The sequence below is a fragment of the Candidatus Synechococcus spongiarum SH4 genome, from assembly GCF_000586015.1.
Lineage (GTDB): Bacteria > Cyanobacteriota > Cyanobacteriia > PCC-6307 > Cyanobiaceae > Synechococcus_B > Synechococcus_B spongiarum_F.
Genome location: NZ_JENA01000004.1, coordinates 1 through 21123, shown reverse-complemented (window position 1 = coordinate 21123; position 21123 = coordinate 1). Strand labels below are relative to the sequence as shown.

Below are 21123 nucleotides of genomic sequence, written 5' to 3'. Positions count from 1 at the left end.
TCCCTCTGCCGCCTCCTTCCGCCCACGACGCTGCTCCGCCATGGCCAGCAGGGCCAGCACCACGGAGGGCTCTGTGCGCAGACCACGGTGTTCCCCCCAGGCTTGCCCCGCCAACCAGTACAAGTGCTCGTCGGGTCCTTCCGATGCGGCCGCCAGCACCAGGCGGGCCTGACGCCGTTGGGACGGATCGGGGCTGTAGCGGGCCGTGCGGCGCAGCAGCGCCGGGGAACTCCAGCGATTGAGGGGGCGTTGACGTTGGGCCAAAGCACTGCGCCCCGCCACCAGCAGGCCCCAGCTCGACAGGCTGACGGCGCTCAGCAGCGCCACGACCCCCAGCAACCCATGCCAGCGGCTGCGGACACGGAAGCGGCGTCTATGGAGCAATGGGGGGAAACGGGGGCGTTCAGGCTTGGCATGGGGCGCCAACCTCCTCAGCCATGGTCTGCGCCGAACTGCCGACCAAAAGCGGAATGCACTGGCGGACCTCTGGTGTTGTCGGTTAAGGTCCTGCCACGGGGATTCTTCTATGAGTGACCTGCTGTTCCCTGAACCTGGACTGGCTGTGGAGCCTCCCGCACCGGTCTTCGGGACTGACGGCATCCGTGGGCGGGTGGGGGTAGAACTGACGCCAATTTTAGCGCTCCGGTTGGGCTATTGCTGTGGCCGTGTGCTGGAGCAGGGTCGGCCGGTGTTGCTGGGTCGAGACTCCCGCAGGAGCAGCCCCATGCTGGTGGCTGCTCTCAGGCCGGCCTGTTGGCGGCAGGGCGGGAGGTGTGGGATCTGGGCCTCTGTCCCACCCCGGCAGTGGCCTGGTTGACCCGCCGTCAGCAGGCGGCGGGGGGACTCATGATTTCCGCCAGCCATAACCCTCCGGCGGATAACGGCATCAAGGTGTTTGCCAGGGATGGATGCAAGCTGCCTCTCCGCCAGCAGAAGGATCTGGAGCAGAGGCTGCAGGGTCCGGCGCCCCTGGGATGCCATGGGGGGGGCAGCAGCAGCCAACGCCATGACCTGCTCAAGGTCTATGAACAGGGACTGCTGCAGCAGTTGGAGCCTGGCCAGGGCCGCCGCCTGCGGGTGATTCTGGATCTGTGCTGGGGCGCGGCCACCTCCTGCGCGGTCAGCCTGTTCCAGCAGTTTGGCGCGGCAGTGACCACCCTCCACGGTCAGCCGGACGGCCACCGGATCAACGTGGGCTGTGGAAGCACCAACCTGGGTCCACTGCAGCAGGCCGTGGTGGAGGACCAGGGAGCGGATCTGGGTATTGCGTTTGATGGGGATGCGGACCGCTGCCTGGCCGTGGACTCCCGTGGTCGGCCTGTGAATGGAGACCATATTTTGTATCTCTGGGGTGGGGCGCTGGATGCCCGGGGCGGGCTGCCGCACCGTTGTCTGGTGATCACCCAGATGGCCAACCTGGGCTTCCGACGGGCCTGGACGGAGCGGGGTGGGATGCTGGAAGAAGCCCCCGTGGGGGACCGGCATGTCTATGCGGCCATGGAGCGCACCGGAGCGGCGCTGGGGGGTGAGCAGTCGGGCCATATGCTGTGGAACCAGCACCATTCCATCGGCGATGGCTTGATGACGGCCCTGCAACTCACACAACTGATCGCCGGAAGCGGCCATTCCCTTGCGGCATTGGTTGAGGAAAGTTTCTCCTCCTATCCTCAGAAATTAACCAACGTGAGAATAACAGATTCCCAGGCAAGAAAGACATGGAGATGTAATTCCCGCCTGCAAGAGGGGATTGCGGCAGCGGAAGCCGCCCTGGGCCGGGACGGCAGGGTTCTGGTTCGCGCCAGCGGCACGGAGCCGCTGCTGCGGGTGATGGTGGAAGCCAGGGAGGCAACCATGGTGGAAGACTGGTCCCACCGATTGGCCACCCTGGCCGCGGCTGAGCTTCAGCCGTCCTAGCCCTCAGCCGTCGTAGTACATGGTGAACTCGTAGGGGTGGGGCCGTTGGCGCAACTGCTGCACCTCCTCGTACTTGTAGGCAATCCAGTTCTCGATGAAGTCGTCGGTGAAGACATCCCCCTGCTTGAGGAAATCCTTGTCGTTTTCCAGAGCTTCCAGGGCTTCATTGAGGGAAGCGGGAACCGTGGGAATCCGTGACAACTCCTCCTCGGAGGCCTCGAACAGGTCGATCTCCGTGCCCTCGCCGGGGTCGATCTGGTTCTTGATGCCATCCAGCCCCGCCAGCACCATGGCGCTAAAGGCCAGATAGGGATTGGCCAGGGCGTCGCCAGGGCGGAACTCCAGGCGTTTGGCTTTGGGATCGGGGCCTGTGAGGGGAATCCGAACCGCCGCGGAACGGTTGCCCTGGGAATACACCAGGTTCACCGGCGCCTCGAAGCCTGGCACCAAGCGTTTGTAGCTGTTGGTGGTGGGGTTGGTGAAGGCCAGGAAGGCAGGAGCATGCTTAAGGATCCCCCCGATGTACCAACGGGCCGTCTGGGAAAGGTTGGCATAGCCCGCTTCGTTGAAGAACAGGGGGGCGCCGTCTTTCCAGAGACTTTGATGCACGTGCATCCCTGTGCCGTTGTCGTTAAAGACCGGCTTCGGCATGAAGGTCACGGTCTTGCCATACTTCCGCGCCACGTTACGAATAACGTACTTATAAATCATCACGTTGTCGGCAGTTGCCAACAAATCGTCGAACTTGAAGTTGATTTCATTCTGCCCAGCGGTGGCCACCTCATGGTGGTGCTTCTCCATAGACAAGCCCAGTTGGCACATGGTCAGCAACATCTCGCTACGGATGTCCTGGAAGCTGTCGCTGGGGGCCACCGGGAAATAGCCTTCCTTATAGCGGGGCTTGTAGCCCAGGTTGCCCCCTTCTTCTTCCCGGCCTGTATTCCATTGCCCCTCAATGGAATCCACCTTGTAGAAGCAACCGCTTTCAGCGGATTGGTAGCGCACGTCGTCAAAGATGAAGAATTCCGGCTCGGGGCCGAAAAACGCCTGGTCCGCAATGCCGGTCTCCTGCAGGTACTTCACCGTCTTCTGAGCCAGACTGCGGGGACAGCGCTCGTAGGATTCTCCTGAACGGGGCTCCTTGATGGAGCAGATGAGGCTGAGGGTGTTGTCCCGGTAGAAGGGATCAATCCATGCCGTCTCCGGGTCAGGCACCATGGCCATGTCGGACTCGTTGATGGACTTCCAGCCACGGATGGACGACCCGTCAAAAGCCAGACCGTCGTGGAAGGCGTCTTCATTGATCTGGGACGCATGAACCGTGAGGTGCTGCCACATTCCTGGCAGATCGACGAACTTCAGATCCACCAGCTCAATGCTTTCCTTGCGGATCAGATCCAGAATGTCCTGAGGAGTTTTGGCCATAGATCAAGCTAGAAAACAAGGGGAAGCACCCCAAGTGAGCTAGGTTAGGAACCGGCAAGGAGGATTTTTTGTATCAAAGTAACGGTTTTACTGGAAGGAGGGAAATGCCTCTCCCTGTGCGGTGGCCCCAATCCCGGAGGCCGGAATGTTCTGTGCTGTGTTCAGGTCGGCACGGGTCTGTGGGGTGCAGGCCGGGTCACGGCGCCCGTGTTTTCCAGGAGAACCCCGGTTCTGGATGAGGCCGGCTGTCAGCGAACAGTTGCGGTCCATGGGGGCGGCCAGGTGGGACGCTGCCCGAGGTGAGGGATTCCGCGGTGATCGCCTCCCGAGTTGCGTGAACGCCTTGGCCAACGGGCCTGTTCCGACCGTAACCATTTCTGTCATATTCTCCACGGCTCCCGGACCCTCCGGGATCTCTTGTCCAATGCCGGTGATAGGCTGGGACGGCCCGTCAATTGAGTTCCATGGCAGATGCGCTTGCTGCTCTGATCGGCCGATACGACCTCCGCGGCCGCTATCTGGACCGTGATGCCGTGGACCAGATTGGCGATTATTTCAGTGCGGCGGAGCAACGCCTAGCGGCAGCAGAGCGGATTAGCGCCGCGGCCGGGAGCATCGTCCGCGAGGCCAGCGCCCGCTTGTTTCGCGCCGAGCCTGATCTGCTGAATCCCGGCGGCAACGCCTACACCACCCGGCGCCTCTCCGCCTGCCTGCGGGACATGGACTACTTCCTGCGCTACGCCAGCTATGCACTGGTGGCTGGCGACAACCGGATCCTTGATGAGCGGGTCCTGGGCGGGCTGAACGAAACCTATAAATCCCTGGGTGTGCCCACAGGCCCCACGGCCCGCAGCATCATGTTGATGGCCGACGTGGTGGAGGAGATGCTGGTGGATGCCGGCATCCCGGTTGGACCCCTGGTCCGCGCCCCCTTCCAGCATCTGGCCCGGGGCTTGGCGGAGGCGAACGTGCGCAACCGCTGAGCAGCGTCTTGCCCTTGCCTCGCCATGCCCCCTGCGCCATGGTTGGTCTCGCAGCGATTTAGCCTTTTCCCAGTCCCCTCCGGTATTGGCCCTTCGTGACCCAGACTCTGCCCCCTCCCACAGCATCCGCAGTCGATCAGGCCCACCGTCTGTCCCTAGCCCCCCTCGCCATGCCGGAGCGTCTGCTCCTCGGCCCCGGTCCCTCCAATGCCCACCCTGACGTGTTGGCGGCCCTGGCCCGTCCCCCTGTGGGGCATCTGGACCATACCTTTCTCCACCTGATGGGAGAAGTACAGGAGCTGTTGCGTTACGCTTGGCAAACGGACAACCGGCTCACCATTCCCGTGAGCGCCACCGGCAGCGCCGCATGGGAAACCTGCATTGCCAACACCGTGGAGCGGGGCGACACCTTCCTGGTGGCCATCAATGGGTATTTCGGGCATCGAATGGCGGATATGGCCAGCCGCTACGGGGCCAACGTGGTCGCCATCAAAAAGCCCATGGGGCAAGCCTTCAGCCTGGCGGAAATCGAAGCGGCCCTGGCGGAGCACAAGCCCAGGCTCCTGGGTCTCATCCACGCAGAAACCTCCGCTGGCGTCCTGCAGCCCATGGACGGGGTGGGGGAGGCCTGTCGCCGGCACGGCGCCCTGCTCCTGCTGGATACGGTCACGTCCTTGGGGGGCGTACCCCTGTTCCTGGATCGCTGGGGTGTGGACATGTCCTACAGTTGCAGCCAGAAATGCCTGAGTTGCCCGCCGGGTCTGGGGCCGGTGACCATCGGACCACGGGCGGAGGAGCGTCTCAAGTCCCGCAGCGGCAAGGTTCCCAACTGGTATCTGGACGTTTCCCTCCTGAGCCAATACTGGGGCAGTGACCGGATTTATCACCACACGGCGCCGGTGAACATGAATTACGGCCTGCGGGAAGCCCTGCGGCTGCTGGCGGAGGAGGGGCTGGAAGCCGCCTGGCAGCGCCACCGCCGCAATGCCGAACTGCTGTGGGAAGGGCTGCAATCCCTTGGTCTGAAGCTGGCGGTGGAAGAGGGTCTGCGCCTCCCCACCCTCACCACGGTTTGCATTCCCGAGGGGGTGGACGGCAAGGCGTTTGCCCGGGCCTTGCTGGACGAAGAAGGGATTGAGATCGGCTGTGGACTGGGTGATTTAGCTGGCAAAGTGTGGCGCATCGGGCTCATGGGTCAGAACAGCGCCGCGGAGAACGTGGAGCGGCTGATTGGCCTGCTGCGCCAGCGCCTTACCGCCGCTGTCTGAACCAGTCTCGCAACAGCGCAGCGCATTCCTCAGCCAGGATTCCACCCTGGTGGGCCATGTGGTGGTGGGCGGCGGGGCTTTTGCTCAGGTCCAGAACGCCCCCCAATCCCCCCCGCTTCCCATCGGCCGCCCCGAAAACCACCCCACCCATGCGCGCCTGCACCAGGGCTGCGGCACACATGATGCAGGGCTCCAGGGTGACCAGCAGAGTGCAGTCGTTAAACCGCCAGTCTCCCCGCAAGGCGGCAGCCTGCCGCAGGGCCACCAGTTCCCCGTGACCGAGGGGATCCCCGTCCCGCTCCCGTCGGTTGGCCCCCCAACCAATGCTGCGCCCGCGACCGTCAAGAATGACTGCGGCCACGGGAACCTCCCCCCCCCTGCCCACCACCGTGGCCCAGCGGAGCAGGCGCCCCATCCACAAAGTGGCGAGACCGTGATCCCAGCCTGATTTCATCATTCCGTGCAATCAACAGACCTGGATACCTTTCCCTGCAGTTTGCCCCCTGGCCGGCAAAGCCACACCATGCTGGCCCTGATCCGTCAGGTGGTGACGCGGTTGGAGCAGTGGCATGAAGACGCTCCCCAGCGGTTGCCGCTCCCCCGCTCCATCCCCCTGCCTCCGGTGGCGCCGGCGCCATGGGGACTGGATGCCGCCCGCCTCATGGAGGATCTGGAGCCGGTGGTGCGTGGGTCCTACAACCCCTGGCATCCCGGGGCCATGGCCCACCTGGATCCCCCGCCCAACCCGGCCTCGGTGGCGGGGGAACTGGTCTGCGCCTGGCTCAACAACAACATGCTGGCGGAAGAGCTTTCCCCACTCCTCAGCCGGTTGGAGCGGCGCCTGCTGGGCTGGATTGCCCAACGGCTGGGGCTGGGGGACGATGCCGGGGGGGTCATGGCCAGCGGGGGCACCATCTGCACCATCACCGCCCTGGTTACGGCCCGCCACCAGCGGGGGCTGGATGGGCAACAGGCCTGCCTCTATGCCAGCGCCGATTGCCACAACTCCCTGGCCAAAGCTCTGCGGGTGATGGGTCTGCCTGCTGCGGCCTTGCGTCTGGCGCCCACCGATGCCAGCGGACGCCTGGATCCCCACCGGCTGGATGAGGCCCTGGAGAAGGAAACGGAGCCGATCCTGGCGGTGGTGGCCACGGCTGGCACCACCGTCCGCGGCGCCGTTGACCCCATCGGTCCCATGGGGGACATCTGCCGCCGCCGCGGCCTCTGGCTCCACGTGGATGGCGCCATTGGCGCCGTCTGTGGACTGGGGGGCCAGCGCCATCAGGAGCGGGTTGCCCACATGGACCGGGCCGACTCCCTCACCATGAATCCCCAGAAGTGGCTGGGCATCGCCAAGACTTCGGCCATGGTGTTACTGCGTCAGCCCCAGGCGCTGGCAGACGCCTTTGCCGCACCCCTGGCCTACATGGAGCCCGCCCGGGTGGCCCACGGTGGAGATTGCGGCCTCCAGGGAACCCGTCCGGCAGAGGTGTTGAAGCTTTGGCTGGGTCTGCGGCACCTGGGTCAGCACGGTATTGAGGAACTGCTGGACGGGGCCTTGCAACGGGCTCGAACCTTGCGGCATGCCCTGGCCCCCCTACCCCTGATCATGCCGTCCGGGGATTTGCACATCGTCTGCTTCCGCCCCCGCACGGCCGGCAGCAGCGAGGCCTGGAGCCGCCACACCCGGCAACTGCTGCTGGATCAAGGACTGATGCTCTCCCGCCCCCGCTATCGTGGTGAGCGCTACTTGAAAGCCGTGTTGGGCAATCCCTTCACCGGGGTGGAGCAGATTGCCGCAGTGGCGGACGCCGTCTCCGCCAGTCTCTTCCGTTAAGGGGACTTTCCCGGTTGGAGAAGGTCACGGCCGATCACCGCAACCAGGTTCCTATCATTCCCCGTCCGTTTGAGAGCGGCCTGATGGGGGATACGGGAACCCGACGCTCAATCCCGGCAGAACATCTCCAGGGCGTTAAGCACCTGCTGCTGGAACTCCTCCATGGCGCCGCTTTCCGCCAGATCCACCCCTTCCCCAGCCGCGTTCTGGGCCAGGTCTTGAAAGTGAAAGGCCCCCTCCCCATTGGCCAGGAACTCCATGGCCGAGACCTGGCCACTCTCCTTGAACGCATCGGCCAGGGCCATAAAGGCCGCATCTTCCGTGAATTCCCAGTCCATGTCCATGGGTTGTCGAGTCTCGTTCGTGGTGGAACGATTCAGACCTTTAGCCATGTCCCCCTGTTTCGTCAATATCCTGGGCAACCTCTCCTCCCTGATTCATGACCACCACCGATGCTCAACCCCGCAACGTTCTCGGCGGCCCCCTGGAGACGTGCGGTTGTCAGCCCATGACCGGCTGGATGCGGGACGGCGTCTGCCGCACTGACGCCCTGGATATTGGCCGCCACACGGTCTGCGCGGTGGTGACCCCATCGTTTCTCTCCTACAGCATGGCCCAGGGGAACGACCTGAGCACACCGCGGCCCGAGTTCTCCTTCCCCGGCCTGCGGCCCGGTGATCGCTGGTGCGTCTGCGCCAGCCGCTGGCGGCAGGCCCTTGAGGACGGCATGGCTCCGCCGGTGGTGCTGGCGTCAACAGAGATCTCCACCCTGGACCTCGTTCCCCTGGAGGATCTGAAGGCCCATGCCTGGGCGGAGGAAAGCAATCCGGCCCCAGGCTGAACCCACCAGCCCGCCAGCCGGAACCGGCCCGGAACGATTCACCAGGGAATGGGCTGGCCGTCCCAGGCCCAGAAGCCGCCACTGTCCTGGGGGGTGAGGGCCAGCAGCACCCCCAGCAGCGCGGCGGCGCTGAAGTCCGGCGTGAACAGCTTGCCAGGTGGGACCCGGGCCTGGAAGGGCCTGGAGAGAGGACTGTCCATGGCGCCGGGATGGAGGCAGGCCACACACACCCCCGGCATGGTGCGGCGCCATTCCAGGGCAACTGTCTTGAGCAACTGGTTCTGGGCAGCCTTGGCGGCCCGGTAGCTGTACCAACCGCCCAGGTGGTTGTCGCCAATGCTGCCCACCCGGGCGGAGAGGCTGGCAAACCAAGCCCGGCCATCGGTTTGCTTCAAGGACGGCGCCACCGCCTGGGCGAGGAGCACCGGCCCCCAGGCATTGACGGCAAAGCTCCGGTGCAGCGCGGAACGGCGCAGCGCCGCCAGCCGTTTTTCCGGCGTTTGATGGGGAGCCGGGCCATGGAGCCAGCCACTGGCGTTCACCACCAGGCGCAGAGGACGGTCCAGGTGGTCCAACTGGCTGGCGAGGGACGCCAGTTGCTCGTCACGGCAGAGATCCAGGAGGCTGTAGGCGAGGCGGTCAGGGGCCTGTTGAAGGAGCCGCCGGGTGGCCGGGCGCGGGTCCGGGGCGCGGCCGGTGATGGTGACGGTCAAGGCCGGCGCCCGGGCCAGCAGAGCCCGCGCCATGGCGCGGCCCAAGGCCCCGTCAGCCACCACCAGGCCATGGCCCTGGAGTGGTGCGGCTCCGGATTCGGTCGCGTTTTCTCCCTGGGGAGAGTTCACCATGGCAAGGGATCTGTGGCGATACAGGTCATGATGGTGAGCACTGAGGAGGCACGGGGAAGGCGGCCATGCGGATTGCCCAGGTTGATGCGTTCGCCACCCGCCCCTTCGGGGGCAACGGCGCCGCAGTGGTGCTGCTCGCCGGCCCGGTGACAGGGCAATCCCTGCAAACCCTGGCGGCGGAATGCGCCCAGTCGGAAACAGCCTTTCTGCTGCCCCTGCAGGAACAATGGCTGCTGCGGTGGTTCACCCCCACCCTGGAGGTGGACCTGTGCGGTCACGGAACCCTGGCGGCCGCCAGGGCTTTGTCCCACTGGGGTGTGCTGACCTCTGGCCAGCGGCTGGATCTCCACACCCGCAGCGGGGCGTTGCCGGTGGAGCAGCGGGGGCCGGGGTTCCGTATTCGCTTGCCCACGGGTCGCCTGCATCAGGCTCCCCCGGATCCCGGATTGGATCAACTGTTGGGGACCCCTGTGCAGCAGCGTTGGACCTCCTCCCTCCACTATGAGGTTGCCCTGGTGGGCACCGGCTTCCCCCTGGCGGCGTTGACGCCGGACCAGGAGCAATTGCGCCAACGGCCCTACCTGGGGTTGGTGGTGATGCAGGCCGGCCACCCCGATGGGGCAGGGGCGGACCCCCCTGATTACGCCCTGCGCTTTTTTGCCCCCCGGGCCGGAATCCCCGAAGATCCGGTCACGGGTTCGGCCCATGCTCTGGTGGCTCCCTACTGGTTTGCCCGCACCGGGGGCCGTCTGCTGAAGGCGCAACAGTTGTCCCGCCGGGGCGGCCGCCTGCGGTTGTTGGCAGGGGGGGGGATCAGGTGGCGCTGGAGGGGGAAACGGCGCTGGTGTGGAGTGGAGAATTGCTGGCGGGCCTTGCGCCGGGGGGCCGGCAGGATTGGGAAAACTTGCTCCCATGAGCACATCCACGTCCATGGACAAGGAAGACACTGGAGCGGCAAAGATGTTCCCAGGGCATCCCTGGTTCCACATGGATGGTCAGTGTCTGGGGGCCCGGGCCCGGGCTGTGGGGACAACAGCCCTGGAGCAGGGGGCCCTTTGTCCCATGCCAACGGATCTGCTGACCCTTCCCAAGGCGGCGGGGGCGGAGGTGCGTCGTCTGTTGCGGTGGCGCCCCCAGAGGTCCGCCGGCCCCCAGGCCAGCGCCAATCCTTTCCTGCCCCCGGATCAACGCCTGGTGCTGGGGGCCTGGGGGCCGGCCCACACACTCCTGCTGAACAAATACCCCATCCGCCCTGGTCATCTGTTGCTCATCACCAACGGGGACCAGCCCCAGTCGGGCTGGCTGAGTTCCCAGGACTGGCAGGCTGCCGCCGCCCTCCTGGAACGGCAGGACGGGTTGCTCTTTTTCAATAGCGGCCCCGGGGCGGGCGCCAGCCAGCCCCATCGCCATCTCCAGTTGCTGCCCAGGCTGCCGGCCCGGCCCTGCTTCCCGTGGGAGTCCTGGATCAACCAGCCGGACGGGGTTTATCCCTGGCGATTGCGGAAAACGGCGCTGCCGAAGCGGGACGGGGATCTGGCCGCCACGATGGACAGGCTCTACGGGCAGCATTTGGCGTCCCTGGGCCTGGGCTCCGCCAAGGAGCACGGGGAACCCCAGGGCGCCTATAACCTGCTGATCACCGCTGACTGGTTCATCACCGTTCCCCGACGGCGGGAAGAGCACCAGGGGGTCAACATCAATGCCCTCGGGTTTGCCGGGATGGTGTTGGTCACGGATCGCACCAACCCCGCCTGGCTGGCGGCTGGCGGCGACGTGTTCAGTGTGCTGCAGGCCGTGGGGGAGGAGCCGTCTGTCACCCTTCGGCAGCGGATTCCCGATTCAGTTGTTCCTCCAGCGTGCTGATCACGGAGTTGACGGCCGCCAGCTTGCGCTCCAGGCCGTCTCGCCAGCTTTTCAGCATGTGGAGCTTGGCTTGTTTGTAATGGCGATCACGGCTGGGCCAATCCTGGCCGAAGCATGGGGCGAAGATGGGGGGAAGCATGGGACGCAGGGTCAGTGGGAATGATGTTTTAGCCAATGGCGGGGCCGGTTTCGGGTAGGGGTATCCACATGGGGGCGCTTGGGCGCTGCGGACCCCATGGGCGCTGGGGCCGCCAGCGCAAATGAACCGGCAGCCTGTGCCCCTAGAATGATCCCGCCATCCAGTGTGAAGGATCCGACCATGCGCGTGCTCTTTGCGGCTGCCGAGTGCGCTCCCATGATCAAGGTGGGTGGTATGGGGGACGTGGTTGGCTCCCTTCCCGCGGCGCTGATGGCCCTGGGACACGAGGTGCGTCTGATCATGCCGGGCTACGGCAGGCTCTGGCGGCGTCTCACCGTTGCCGGGGAGCCTTCGTTTCGGGGCAGGGTCATGGGGGCGGACTTTGCCGTCTATGAAACCCGTCACCCCATCCACGGCTTCCCCATCTACCTGGTGGGGCACCCCAGCTTCGACACGGTGCATGTGTACGGTGGAGCGGACGAAGACTGGCGTTTCACGTTTTTCGCCAATGCGGCGGCAGAGTTTGTGTGGAACGGCCCCTGGAAACCCCAGGTGATCCATTGCCATGACTGGCACACCGGCATGATTCCGGTCTGGATGCACCAGGACGCCCAGGTGAGCACGGTATTTACGATCCATAACCTGAAATATCAGGGTCCCTGGCGCTGGAAGCTGGAGCGCATCACCTGGTGCCCCTGGTACATGCAGGGCAATCACACCATGGCTGCAGCCATTCTCTATGCCGACCGGGTGACGGCGGTGTCCCCCACCTATGCCCGGGAGATCCGCACCGCGGAATACGGTGAGCAACTGGAAGGACTCCTCAGCTTTACCAGCGGGAAGCTGGTGGGCATTCTCAACGGCATTGACCTGCGACTTTGGGATCCATCGACGGACCACAAGCTTCCGGCCCGGTTTTCCCGGAACGACCTGGCTCCGCGGGGGAAGAACAAGGCCGCCCTGCAACGGCGGGTTGGTCTGGAGCAACGACCCAATGCCTTTTTGCTGGGCATGGTGGCCCGGCTGGTGGAGCAAAAAGGAGTTGACCTGCTGCTGCAGGTCTGTGAGCGCACCCTCACCTACACCGACAGCCAGGTGGTGGTGCTGGGCACCGGGGATCGCTCGTTTGAATCGCGCCTCTGGGAAGCCGCCAGCCGGTTCCCGGGGAAGTTTGCCGTGTACCTGGTCCACAGCGATGAGCTGGCCCGGATGGTGTATGGGGGAAGTGATGCCTTCCTGATGCCCAGCCGCTTTGAACCCTGTGGCATCAGCCAGATGTACGCCATGCGCTACGGCTCCATTCCCATAGTACGCAACGTGGGAGGGCTGGTGGATACCGTCCACCCCCACAATCCTGCCAGCAACGAAGGAACAGGCTTCTGCTTTGATCGTTATGAGCCCATCGACTTCTATACCTCGTTGGTGCGGGCCTGGGAGGCCTATCGCCATCCCGCCTCCTGGAAGGAGTTGCAGCAGCGCGCCATGGGTCAGCACTACGGCTGGGACCGCTCCGCTGGACACTATGATCGGGTCTACCGGGAGATTGTCGGGGAGCCTGTCACGGAGGAAGCCCCGGTTCACGTGCAGTAGCCCCGAAGTGCAGTAGCCAAGTGTAATTACGGGATCCAATCGGCCCCCAGCCGGACCGTGATCGCGGCATCCGCAAGGGGAGCGTCCTGGCGGCGGCTCCCGGCGGCGCCCAGGAGACTGCCGATGCTGGCGGGGGGCTCAGCGCCCCAGGCCAGGAGGCGGGTTCGAGACAGGGTGACGCCATCGGGCGGCGTGGGAGCCACGGCAGCATTGGTTCCCCGGGCTTCCAACTGCTGTTTGAAGGCCATGGCCGCGTCGAGGGGGCCTTCCACCAGAACAGTCTCGTCAGGAACCAGACGGGACCGGGGCCAGAAGTGGTTCTGCACCCCGACCTCCGGGGACAGGGGCTCAACCACCAGCCGCAAGGGTTGCGCCTGGAGCATGGCCAGTACACTGAACAACTCCCCCTGGCTCAGGTTGGTCCGGCTGGCATCCACCAGGTCCTGGGCCAACCGGGGCCAGCGCTGACGCATGGCCTCACTGTCCAGATGATGGACCATGGCCCCCAGCAGCCGCCGTTGCCGCTCCAACTGCCAAGCTGCTTCAGGGGCGGGACCGGAAGTGTGCAGATAGGTTTCCACCTGAGCGCCGCTGAGTTGCCTGGCGCCGGAACCCAACTCGGCCCATGGACCAACACCGGGGCTGGCCGTCCGGGGATCCGTGGCTTGCAAGGCGGCCGGGGCCTCTTCCCCTTGAGCCGCGGCCACGAGAGGGGGGTCCAGTGTCATGGGCACGCCACCCATGGCATCCACAAATGCCGCCAGGGCCGGGCTGCTGCTCAGGATGTAGCGATCAACCAGGTCCTCGGGGCGGTTCAGGCGCGTTTCCAGTAGCTCCGCAACGAGCCTTACGCCGCCAATGTTGTAGGCCCGCTCCAGGTCAACGGCGCCGCTGCCCGGCACCACCACCGGGGTGGTCCCAGGCGCATGGAGCAGGCGCACCGGCTGGCCGGGGGCCAGATGCGCCAGCAGAATACCGCCAATTCTGGGGAGTTGCTGTTCCTCCTTCGGAGCAAGACCCATGAGCAGCAGGGTGAGAGGGCTTTTGAGGGCCGGGCTTGTTCCTTCCTGCCGGCTCCCGGGGCCGGAGCTGCTCCCGAGATCCGTCTGTCTTGACCAGAGGCGGTTCTGGACCGTCGAGCAGACCAGAAGAACAACAAGAAACGCGCCCAGCCGCAGGACAACGCGGAGAAACATGGACAACCTTCTGCTGTTTCCCAATGACGAAAGTCTCCTGTACCGCAGGTTTTGCATGGCGTTGCGGGACGAATACGGTCCCGGGTGGCTCCAGCCTCAGGCAAGATGGGTTCAGAATCAATGATCCGTCTCGATTCCTTTTGCGGCAAGTCCTCTGAACACACTCAAGTCTCAATCCCCTGGCGGGGGGTCGCCCGATGGGGTCGCCCGGTCCGGCAAACAGCCGCCGCAACGGATTCTTGTGGTGGGGAGCACCGGCTACATCGGCAAGGTGGTGGTGCGGGCGTTGCTGAACCGGGGCCATGGGGTGGTGGCCTTTGCCCGGCCCCGCTCAGGGGTGGGCGGGATAGAGGACGAGGAGGCAACGCGCCGGTCCCTGGCGGGGGCCGACGTGCGCTTTGGTCAGGCGACCCGGTTGGATTCCCTGGTGATGGACGGCGGCCGGGGCGAGTCGTTCCATGCCGTCGTTTGCTGCCTGGCCTCCCGCACCGGCGGCGTTGCCGACAGTTGGCGCATTGACCATCAAGCCACCGCCAACGCCATCGAGGCGGCCCGCCGTCTGGGGGCCCGCCAGTTCGTGCTGCTATCGGCGATCTGTGTGCAGAAGCCCCTGTTGGCCTTTCAGAAGGCCAAGTGCAAGGTGGAAGAAGAACTCAAGGCATCGGGCCTGACCTGGTCCATTGTGCGGCCCACGGCATTTTTCAAGTCTCTGGCGGCCCAGGTGGAGCCTGTGCGACGGGGGTTTCCCTATGTGGTGGTTGGCGATGGCCGGCAGGCCGCCTGCACCCCCATCAGCGAGGAGGATCTTGCGGAATACATGGCGGGTTGCCTGGAGCGGCCCGACCGGCAAAACCGCGTTCTGCCCATTGGCGGCCCCGGCCCGGCCCTCACGGCCCGGCAACAGGGGGAACTGTTGTTTTCCCTCCTGCAACGCCCCCCCCGTTTCCTGAGCGTTCCCGTGGCTTTGTTTGATGGAATCATCGGGGCTTTCACGGCCCTCAACCGGTTGATTCCCGGCCTGGAGGACACCGTGGAATATGCCCGCATCGGGCGCTACTACGCCACGGAATCCATGCTGGCGTGGGATCCGCAAACCAACGCCTATTGTGCGGATGCCACGCCATCCACCGGAACGGACACCTTGGAGGATTTCTACAAGCGAATCCTGAACGAGGGCCTTCACGGCCAGGATCTTGGCGACCAGCTTCCCTGGAAACGTTGGCGAAAATCCCAACCCTGAAAGCGCGTCTCAGCGGGCGCCATGCGGGTGTTCTGCTTCATCCCACGAGCCTCGGCCGGACCCCCGCCTGTGGCGGCTTCGGCCAGGAAGCCGCGGCCTGGATTTCCGCCATGGCCCGCCATGGCCTCAGGGCATGGCAGGTGCTGCCCCTGGCGCCCCCCGACCCCCTGGGATCCCCCTACAACGCCCCCAGCGCCTCGGCCATCAGCACCCGGTTTCTGGACGGGGAGTTGCTCCACACCGCCGGCCTCATTGCAGAGGACACCCTTCATCAGCTTCCCGGCGCCCGTCAATCCGCCGGACCCCAACTGGACGGCAACCTGGCCGATGCCCGCGCCACCCATCTGGGCCAGGCCCTCCTGCGCCGCTATCGGCAAGGTCTGATCAGTGGAACACAAACGGAGGACTTCGCCGCATGGCGCCGGGACCAGGGGACCTGGCTGGAGGATCACTGTCTGTATCTGGTGATCAAGGGCTTCCAGAAGGGGAGGCCCTGGTGGCAGTGGTCCCGTCCCCTGGCCCGCCGCCAACCCGACGCCCTGGCCCGGATCCGCCGCGTGGCGGCCGACGCCATTGATCAGGAGGCCCTCCTCCAGTGGCAACTGGATCGCCAGTGGGGAGACCTGCTGGGCCACGCCCAGAGCAAGGGCATCACCGTCATTGGAGACATGCCCTTCTACGTGGCCCATGACAGCAGCGACGTGTGGGGCCACACTCATCTCTTCAGCGTGCATGGAGACGGGTCGTTGCGGGAGCAGAGTGGCGTCCCTCCGGATTACTTTTCCGCCACGGGTCAACTGTGGGGCGCCCCCACCTTCGCCTGGGGCCGCCATCGGCAGGAGGATTTCCGCTGGTGGCGAGAACGCATCCGCCGCCAGTTGCGCCTGGCCCACGTGCTGCGCATCGACCACTTCCGCGCTCTGGAGTCCTATTGGGCTGTCCCCGGCCAGGATCAGGACGCTCGCGGCGGGTGTTGGCGCCAATCTCCGGGCGCCGCCATGCTGAGCCAGTGGCGGGAGGCGTTTCAGGATCTACCCCTCATCGCCGAGGATCTGGGGGTGATTACCCCCGCAGTGGAGGCCCTGCGGGACGACTTCCACCTGCCCGGCATGAAAATCCTCCAGTTCGCGTTTGACGGCAACGCCAATAATCCCTATCTGCCCCACACCTATTCCTCCGACAACCACGTGGTGTTCACCGGCACCCATGACAACGCCACCAGCGTGGGTTGGTGGGCCAGCCTGAATCCCGAAGACCGGCAGCGGGTTGAAGCTTATCTGGGGTATCCGGTCACGGCGCCGGGTTGGCAGTTGTTGCGCCTTGCCCTGATGTCTCGTGCAGCGCTGGTGATCACGCCGCTTCAGGATCTGATGAGCCTGGGGGACGAGGCCCGCATGAACCGCCCCGGCACCACCACAGGCAACTGGAACTGGCGGATTCCGGTTCCCCTGGAGCAACTGGATGGACACCTGCAGGGCTACGGCGCCATGGGGGCGCTGTACGGAAGGGGCGCAGTGACCGCTTGACCACTTTGTTCAGGGGCAGGAACCTGGAACAGCCCACGGGTTTCATCCAGGAGGCGGAGGGGTTGATTGTCCCAGCGGACAACACCACTCTCCGGCGGAACCACCGTCACCGAGAAGGCCGGCTGTAGACGCCAGCGCAGCACCCCGGACGCTGCCTTGAGTTGGGCCTGCACTGCCCCTGGCTGAAGAATGGTGACCTGGGCGGGGGCGTCAAGGTCACCTCCAGGATGCCGTGGCGAGGCGTCTGACCCGTAGGCTGCAGGGCTTCCCGCAACAGTTGGCGGCGAATCGCCGGATCTTCAAGACGGGCCAGGGGTTGGAACTCCACAGCCGGATTGATGGTCTCCACCTCTGCCTCTTCCGCGAAACGCACCGGAGTATTGCTGAGGTGAATCTCCAGGGGCAGCGGCCCAATGGGCTCCAGACTCAACAGGTTGTCGGCGGCAAGGCGGCGCTGCTGCAGGTTCAAGCCATAGAGGAGGACGGCAACCAGGAGCCCGTAGATCACAAGCCCCTGACCACTGTCCAGGTCGATCTGACCGTTGAGGGCAACCAGGGCATTCCAGAAGCGTGCGAGTCCCTTGCCGACACTGGCGGGGTTCGGGCCGGTATTCCGCTGACCGCCCGGTGGACGCCAGGCAGCAGCCTGCAGGGTCTCCATGGGAAGCTGCAACACGTCTGACAGGGCCTCCAGCTTGGGGGGCAGATTGCGCTCCTCCGGCGTCTGCTGGATCCAGCCTTGTTCCAGCGCCGTCAACGTGGCCATGGCCATCCCGGTTTGCAGGGACAACTGCTCCCTTGAAAGACCCAGCGCCGCCATCCGCCGACGGATTGTCGCCGCCGCCGCGAGACGGGCCTGGACGGGATCAGTGGCCTGCATCGATCGGCTGCAAGGGGACGGCTCCCGTCGGACCACCCAACCCTAACCCGGGTTCCCGGCGACGGAACCACGGCGATCAGTGGGGCGGCCAGGCTGGTGGAGAAACTCGCGACAGGCAGCCACAATGCGCCCGCTGGCCTGGCCGTCACCGAAGGGATTCACGGCGCGGGCCATGGCGTTGTAGGCCGCTGCGTCTGTGAGCAGCCGCGAGACTTCGTGAAGGATGGCGCTGGCGGAGGCGCCGATCAAACGGGCTGCGCCGGCCTCCACGGCCTCAGGCCGTTCCGTGGTGGCTCGCAGCACCAGCACGGGCTTCCCCAGGGTTGGGGCCTCCTCCTGAAGCCCCCCGGAATCCGTGAGCACCAGGGTGCAGCCGGCCATGGCGCCCACCAGAGCCTTGTAGTCCAGAGGCTCCACCAGAAAGGCCCGTGGATGATCCGCCAGCATCTGTTGCAGTGGCTCACGCACTGTGGGGTTGGGATGCAGGGGCAGAAGCAGGGTGACCCTGGGGTGGTGGTCCAACACTTGGCGCAGACCGCGGCCAATCCCCTGCAGTGGTTCCCCCCAGTTTTCCCGCCGATGCACTGTGGCAAGGATCACCGGTTGAGCGTCCCAGGCCAGGCCGGGCACGGGGCAGGTAGGCTGCTGCCGGGCCACGGTCAACAGGGCGTCAATCACCGTGTTTCCCGTCAGGGCAATGGCGCCCAGGGCGCCGGCGGCCTTGAGGTTGCGGGCTGCCCGGGGCGTGGGGGCAAAGTGGAGTCGGGCCAGTTGGCCAATCAGGCGGCGATTGGCTTCCTCCGGGTAGGGATTGAACAAGTCGTCGGTGCGCAGGCCCGCCTCCACGTGGGCCAGGGGAATGCGCTGGTAGAACGCCGCCAGGGCGGCGGCAAATGCGGTGGTGGTGTCCCCCTGAACAAGCACCAGATCAGGGGGGTGGCGGAGGAAGTCTTCTTGAAGGCCGTTCAGGGCGGCGCAGGTGATGTGGGCCAGGCTTTGACGTGGCGTCATGAGCGCCAGATCCTGGTCCGGGGTCAGGCCGAACAGATCCATCACGGGCTTGACCAGGTGCTGATGCTGTCCGGTCTGGATCACACGGGTGGAGAAGTCACCGGCCCCCTGAAACGCCAGGATCACCGGCGCCAGCTTGATGGCTTCCGGACGTGTTCCAAGGACGAGGCTGACCCGATGTTTCAAACCGGCATGGGGAACTGATCCAAGCATCAGATACGGGGCAACTCCCCAGCCAGTGGCGGGGATTCAGGAGGCCAGCCGCAACAACACGATCACCAGGATGGCCACGGAGAGGCCAACCATGGCCAGCCGACCATTCCAGATTTCCGCTTGCGGGGTGAAGCCCCGCTTCCATCTGTTGAGTTCTTCACGGCTGACGGGTTCGGCAGCGGGACTGCCGAGATCAACCGCCGCGGGGGCATCCGGCTGACTCATGGGACTCATGGCTGGAAAGGTACAGTTAAAGAAAATGTTAGGGTTTTCAAAAGGGGGGGTGTGGATCATAAAGACGTTTGGCCTCGTGCAGCGGTAGTCGTGGGCTGACGCCTATCGTCAAGGGGCTTTGGCAGCCCGAGGCCAGCCGCTGACCGGCGGCCACGCCGATCATGGCGGCGTTATCCCCACAAAATGCCAGCGGCGCCATGACGAGGGTGAGCCCCGCCTCCCGGCGCCGTTGCTCCAGGGCCTGGCGCAGGCGTCGGTTGGCGGCCACGCCACCCACCACCACCAGTTGGGATAAGCCCTGGTCCAGGGCGCAGCCCACGGTACGGCTGCTGAGCGCCTCGGCCACGGTGTACTGGAAGCTGGCGGCCAGGTCCGCCACGGGCAGGGGCTCCCCCTGACGCTGCAATGCTTCAATACAACGCAGCACCGCTGTCTTCAAGCCGCTGAAACTGAAGGCATAGGGTTCATACCCACCCCCCCTGCGACCGACCCGCCCCTGGGGGAAGGCAAAGCGCCGGGGATCCCCGCCCCTGGCGGCCACTGCTTCGATAGCGGGTCCTCCCGGATAGCCCAGGCCCAGGAGACGCGCCACCTTGTCAAAGGCTTCCCCCGCGGCATCGTCCACGGTGGCCCCGCAGAGCCTGTAGGCCCCAGGACCATCCACCCGCACCAACTGGGTATGGCCCCCGGAGACCAGCAACACCAGAAACGGTGGTTTCAGGGGGGGGCCACCCGTCAATTGCGCGGAGCAGAGGTGACCCTCCAGATGATGAACCGCCAGGAAAGGCTTGCCATGGAGCAGGGCCATGGTCTTGCCGGCGGTGAGACCCACCAGCAGGGCCCCCACCAGGCCGGGTGTGGCGGTGGCGGCAACGGCCTTCACCTGGGTCCAGGTGATACCGGCCTCCCCAAAGGCGCGGTCCACCAGATGGGGCAAGAGTTCCACATGGCGCCGGGCGGCCAGTTCCGGGACAACACCACCATAGGGGGCATGGCTGGCCACCTGGCTGGCCACCACGTTGGCCAGCACATGGCGGCCAGCCACCAGGGCCACTGCCGTCTCATCACAACTTGTTTCGAGGGCCAGAACAATGGTCAACGGCCTTTTCCTCTTTCTTTTACGATTGCCACCAACGTGCGGCCAGCCAGTCACCATTCTGCTGTCCTTCCGCCGTTTGCCTTCCCCGGATCCCATGAAACGTCTCTTTGCAGCGCTTCTTTCCGCAGTTCTGCTGTTCGGATTTGCGCCTGCCGCCCATGCCGACGTGGCAGGGCTCACCCTTTGCGCCGACTCACCCCGCTTCCAGGAACGGGCTGCTGCTGCCGCCACGGAGCAGGCCAAGGCCCGTTTCTCCATGTATAGCCAGGCCTCCTGTGGACAAGACGGCCTCCCCCACCTCATTGTGGACGGCCGCCTCAGCCACGCTGGCGATTTTCTGATTCCCAGTTTGCTTTTCCTTTATATGGCCGGCTGGATCGGCTGGGCGGGCCGCAGCTACATGATGGCCATCCGCGGCAAAGGTTCCCAAATGAAGGAAATCCAGATTGACACCAGCTTGGCCGTCAAGTGCGCCTTTGGCGCCGTCAAGTGGCCGGTGGAAGCCGCTGGTCAGATGCTCAGCGGCGAGATGTTCGCAGACAACAACCAAATCACCGTTTCTCCCCGCTGATCTCCATGACAAAGTTTCTCACCACCGCCCCTGTCCTGGCCGCCTTGTGGTTCACCTTCACCGCCGGGCTTCTGATCGAGTTGAACCGCTTCTTCCCCGACCTGCTGTTCCATCCCCTTTGATCCCCTTGATCGGGGCCTGCCTGGGGCCTGGAGCCAGGCCTGGGGCCGTGGGCGCCATGGCTTGAAGGATGGTGTCCACATCAACAATGGCCTGATTCAGATCCCCGTTCAGGATTACGTGGTCAAACTCTTCCGCCCGCGCCAGTTCCTCCCTGGCGCGGGCAATCCTTTTGGCAATGGAATCCTCGGAATCACTGCCCCGGGCGCGAATGCGCTCCTCCAAAGCTGGCCAGGGAGGGGGGACGCAGAAACACCTGCACAGCGTTGGGGAGACGGCGCCGCACCTGGCGGGCCCCTTCCACTTCAATTTCCAGCACCACCGCCTG

General features: G+C 65.2%; 19 protein-coding genes and 5 pseudogenes. 12 read left to right on the top strand and 12 right to left on the bottom strand.

What is annotated here, in order from left to right; genetic code table 11:
* Positions 1-384, bottom strand: a pseudogene (locus BG35_RS09670) (hypothetical protein); the annotation flags it as partial.
* A 142-nt stretch (positions 385-526) separates the two neighbouring features.
* On the opposite strand from BG35_RS09670, the pseudogene glmM reads away from it, so the two are divergent.
* Positions 527-1914: pseudogene (gene glmM, locus BG35_RS09665) on the top strand (phosphoglucosamine mutase).
* 3 nt (positions 1915-1917) lie between these two features.
* On the opposite strand, the gene glnA reads toward glmM, so the two are convergent.
* A complete protein-coding gene (gene glnA / locus BG35_RS0100575; protein WP_025781231.1) occupies positions 1918-3339 on the bottom strand; it encodes a type I glutamate--ammonia ligase in 1422 nt (473 codons plus the stop codon).
* A 464-nt stretch (positions 3340-3803) separates the two neighbouring features.
* Between glnA and BG35_RS0100565 the strand changes: the two genes are divergently transcribed.
* Both BG35_RS0100565 and BG35_RS0100560 read left to right on the top strand, forming a co-directional pair.
* Positions 3804-4322, top strand: coding sequence for a bilin-binding protein (locus tag BG35_RS0100565; RefSeq protein WP_025781229.1), 519 nt, complete (start codon positions 3804-3806; stop codon positions 4320-4322).
* A gap of 170 nt (positions 4323-4492) precedes the next feature.
* On the top strand, positions 4493-5590 hold the full coding sequence (locus tag BG35_RS0100560) for a pyridoxal-phosphate-dependent aminotransferase family protein (protein WP_080687957.1): 1098 nt from the start codon (positions 4493-4495) through the stop codon (positions 5588-5590).
* On the opposite strand, the gene BG35_RS0100555 is transcribed toward BG35_RS0100560, so the two are convergent.
* Complete coding sequence (locus BG35_RS0100555) at positions 5574-6005, bottom strand: nucleoside deaminase (protein WP_152535102.1); 432 nt, start codon at positions 6003-6005, stop codon at positions 5574-5576. The genes BG35_RS0100560 and BG35_RS0100555 overlap by 17 nt on opposite strands.
* 45 nt (positions 6006-6050) lie before the next feature.
* Between BG35_RS0100555 and BG35_RS0100550 the strand changes: the two genes are divergently transcribed.
* Complete coding sequence (locus BG35_RS0100550) at positions 6051-7427, top strand: pyridoxal phosphate-dependent decarboxylase family protein (protein WP_025781226.1); 1377 nt, start codon at positions 6051-6053, stop codon at positions 7425-7427.
* Between the two features lie 107 nt (positions 7428-7534).
* Here the strand turns inward: BG35_RS0100550 and BG35_RS0100545 are convergent, their stop codons facing one another.
* A complete protein-coding gene (locus BG35_RS0100545; protein WP_025781225.1) occupies positions 7535-7765 on the bottom strand; it encodes a DUF8667 family protein in 231 nt (76 codons plus the stop codon).
* Positions 7766-7866: 101 nt separating this feature from the next.
* Here BG35_RS0100545 and BG35_RS0100540 point away from each other — a divergent pair, with 101 nt between their 5' ends.
* A complete protein-coding gene (locus BG35_RS0100540) occupies positions 7867-8268 on the top strand; it encodes a DUF2237 family protein (RefSeq protein ID WP_025781224.1) in 402 nt (133 codons plus the stop codon).
* Between the two features lie 38 nt (positions 8269-8306).
* On the opposite strand, the gene BG35_RS0100535 is transcribed toward BG35_RS0100540, so the two are convergent.
* Entirely contained in the window at positions 8307-9113 is an 807-nt protein-coding gene (locus BG35_RS0100535) for an SDR family NAD(P)-dependent oxidoreductase (RefSeq protein ID WP_025781223.1), read from the bottom strand.
* A gap of 65 nt (positions 9114-9178) precedes the next feature.
* Here BG35_RS0100535 and BG35_RS14005 point away from each other — a divergent pair.
* Together BG35_RS14005 and BG35_RS13500 are read left to right on the top strand one after the other, a co-directional pair.
* A pseudogene (locus BG35_RS14005) lies at positions 9179-9796 on the top strand (PhzF family phenazine biosynthesis protein); the annotation flags it as partial.
* 229 nt (positions 9797-10025) lie between these two features.
* A complete protein-coding gene (locus tag BG35_RS13500; protein ID WP_080687956.1) occupies positions 10026-10976 on the top strand; it encodes an ATP adenylyltransferase family protein in 951 nt (316 codons plus the stop codon).
* On the opposite strand, the gene BG35_RS11775 is transcribed toward BG35_RS13500, so the two are convergent.
* Complete coding sequence (locus BG35_RS11775; protein ID WP_025781220.1) at positions 10927-11115, bottom strand: hypothetical protein; 189 nt, start codon at positions 11113-11115, stop codon at positions 10927-10929. The two genes, BG35_RS13500 and BG35_RS11775, sit on opposite strands and share 50 nt — an antisense overlap.
* Before the next feature lie 180 nt (positions 11116-11295).
* On the opposite strand from BG35_RS11775, the pseudogene glgA reads away from it, so the two are divergent.
* Positions 11296-12693, top strand: a pseudogene (gene glgA / locus BG35_RS09660) (glycogen synthase GlgA); the annotation flags it as partial.
* 38 nt (positions 12694-12731) lie between these two features.
* Here glgA and BG35_RS09655 read toward each other — a convergent pair.
* Positions 12732-13901 carry an LCP family glycopolymer transferase gene (locus BG35_RS09655; protein ID WP_034416285.1) on the bottom strand — a complete coding sequence of 390 codons (1170 nt, stop codon included), beginning with the start codon at positions 13899-13901 and terminating at the stop codon, positions 12732-12734.
* Between the two features lie 241 nt (positions 13902-14142).
* Between BG35_RS09655 and BG35_RS0100495 the strand changes: the two genes are divergently transcribed.
* Both BG35_RS0100495 and malQ read left to right on the top strand, forming a co-directional pair.
* Positions 14143-15141 (top strand): NAD(P)H-binding protein, encoded by a 999-nt coding sequence (locus tag BG35_RS0100495; protein WP_025781217.1) that lies wholly within the window; start codon positions 14143-14145, stop codon positions 15139-15141.
* A complete protein-coding gene (malQ, locus tag BG35_RS0100490; protein ID WP_025781216.1) occupies positions 15120-16667 on the top strand; it encodes a 4-alpha-glucanotransferase in 1548 nt (515 codons plus the stop codon). Before BG35_RS0100495 ends, malQ begins: the two co-directional genes overlap by 22 nt.
* A gap of 106 nt (positions 16668-16773) precedes the next feature.
* On the opposite strand, the gene BG35_RS0100480 is transcribed toward malQ, so the two are convergent.
* The 4 genes from BG35_RS0100480 to tsaD are packed head-to-tail and all read right to left on the bottom strand — an operon-like array spanning position 16774 to position 20104.
* A complete protein-coding gene (locus BG35_RS0100480) occupies positions 16774-17547 on the bottom strand; it encodes a helix-turn-helix domain-containing protein (RefSeq protein ID WP_025781215.1) in 774 nt (257 codons plus the stop codon).
* Between the two features lie 42 nt (positions 17548-17589).
* Entirely contained in the window at positions 17590-18771 is a 1182-nt protein-coding gene (wecB, locus tag BG35_RS0100475) for a non-hydrolyzing UDP-N-acetylglucosamine 2-epimerase (RefSeq protein WP_051506060.1), read from the bottom strand.
* A gap of 36 nt (positions 18772-18807) precedes the next feature.
* Positions 18808-18996: a high light inducible protein gene (locus BG35_RS0100470; protein ID WP_152535103.1), complete on the bottom strand. Its 189-nt coding sequence runs from the start codon at positions 18994-18996 to the stop codon at positions 18808-18810.
* A gap of 46 nt (positions 18997-19042) precedes the next feature.
* Positions 19043-20104, bottom strand: coding sequence for a tRNA (adenosine(37)-N6)-threonylcarbamoyltransferase complex transferase subunit TsaD (tsaD, locus tag BG35_RS0100465; protein ID WP_025781212.1), 1062 nt, complete (start codon positions 20102-20104; stop codon positions 19043-19045).
* A gap of 94 nt (positions 20105-20198) precedes the next feature.
* Here tsaD and BG35_RS0100460 point away from each other — a divergent pair, with 94 nt between their 5' ends.
* Positions 20199-20675 (top strand): photosystem I reaction center subunit III, encoded by a 477-nt coding sequence (locus BG35_RS0100460; RefSeq protein ID WP_025781211.1) that lies wholly within the window; start codon positions 20199-20201, stop codon positions 20673-20675.
* Between the two features lie 5 nt (positions 20676-20680).
* Positions 20681-20797, top strand: a complete 117-nt coding sequence (psaJ, locus tag BG35_RS11770; RefSeq protein ID WP_071994729.1) for a photosystem I reaction center subunit IX — start codon at positions 20681-20683, stop codon at positions 20795-20797.
* 70 nt (positions 20798-20867) lie between these two features.
* On the opposite strand, the pseudogene BG35_RS14000 reads toward psaJ, so the two are convergent.
* Positions 20868-21104: pseudogene (locus tag BG35_RS14000) on the bottom strand (hypothetical protein); the annotation flags it as partial.
* Between the last annotated feature and the right edge of the window lie 19 nt (positions 21105-21123).

What these genes read in the sequence shown, in the direction of transcription:
- wecB (WP_051506060.1), bottom strand. Translation starts at nt 18,771, where the DNA reads ATGCTTGGATCAGTTCCCCATGCCGGTTTGAAACATCGGGTCAGCCTC.
- BG35_RS09655 (WP_034416285.1), bottom strand. Translation starts at nt 13,901, where the DNA reads ATGTTTCTCCGCGTTGTCCTGCGGCTGGGCGCGTTTCTTGTTGTTCTT.
- BG35_RS0100535 (WP_025781223.1), bottom strand. Translation starts at nt 9,113, where the DNA reads ATGGTGAACTCTCCCCAGGGAGAAAACGCGACCGAATCCGGAGCCGCA.
- BG35_RS0100565 (WP_025781229.1), top strand. Translation starts at nt 3,804, where the DNA reads ATGGCAGATGCGCTTGCTGCTCTGATCGGCCGATACGACCTCCGCGGC.
- BG35_RS0100470 (WP_152535103.1), bottom strand. Translation starts at nt 18,996, where the DNA reads ATGAGTCAGCCGGATGCCCCCGCGGCGGTTGATCTCGGCAGTCCCGCT.
- BG35_RS0100480 (WP_025781215.1), bottom strand. Translation starts at nt 17,547, where the DNA reads ATGCAGGCCACTGATCCCGTCCAGGCCCGTCTCGCGGCGGCGGCGACA.
- BG35_RS11775 (WP_025781220.1), bottom strand. Translation starts at nt 11,115, where the DNA reads ATGCTTCCCCCCATCTTCGCCCCATGCTTCGGCCAGGATTGGCCCAGC.
- BG35_RS0100540 (WP_025781224.1), top strand. Translation starts at nt 7,867, where the DNA reads ATGACCACCACCGATGCTCAACCCCGCAACGTTCTCGGCGGCCCCCTG.
- BG35_RS13500 (WP_080687956.1), top strand. Translation starts at nt 10,026, where the DNA reads ATGAGCACATCCACGTCCATGGACAAGGAAGACACTGGAGCGGCAAAG.
- psaJ (WP_071994729.1), top strand. Translation starts at nt 20,681, where the DNA reads ATGACAAAGTTTCTCACCACCGCCCCTGTCCTGGCCGCCTTGTGGTTC.
- BG35_RS0100560 (WP_080687957.1), top strand. Translation starts at nt 4,493, where the DNA reads ATGCCGGAGCGTCTGCTCCTCGGCCCCGGTCCCTCCAATGCCCACCCT.
- BG35_RS0100555 (WP_152535102.1), bottom strand. Translation starts at nt 6,005, where the DNA reads ATGGGGCGCCTGCTCCGCTGGGCCACGGTGGTGGGCAGGGGGGGGGAG.
- BG35_RS0100460 (WP_025781211.1), top strand. Translation starts at nt 20,199, where the DNA reads ATGAAACGTCTCTTTGCAGCGCTTCTTTCCGCAGTTCTGCTGTTCGGA.
- BG35_RS0100545 (WP_025781225.1), bottom strand. Translation starts at nt 7,765, where the DNA reads ATGGACTGGGAATTCACGGAAGATGCGGCCTTTATGGCCCTGGCCGAT.
- glnA (WP_025781231.1), bottom strand. Translation starts at nt 3,339, where the DNA reads ATGGCCAAAACTCCTCAGGACATTCTGGATCTGATCCGCAAGGAAAGC.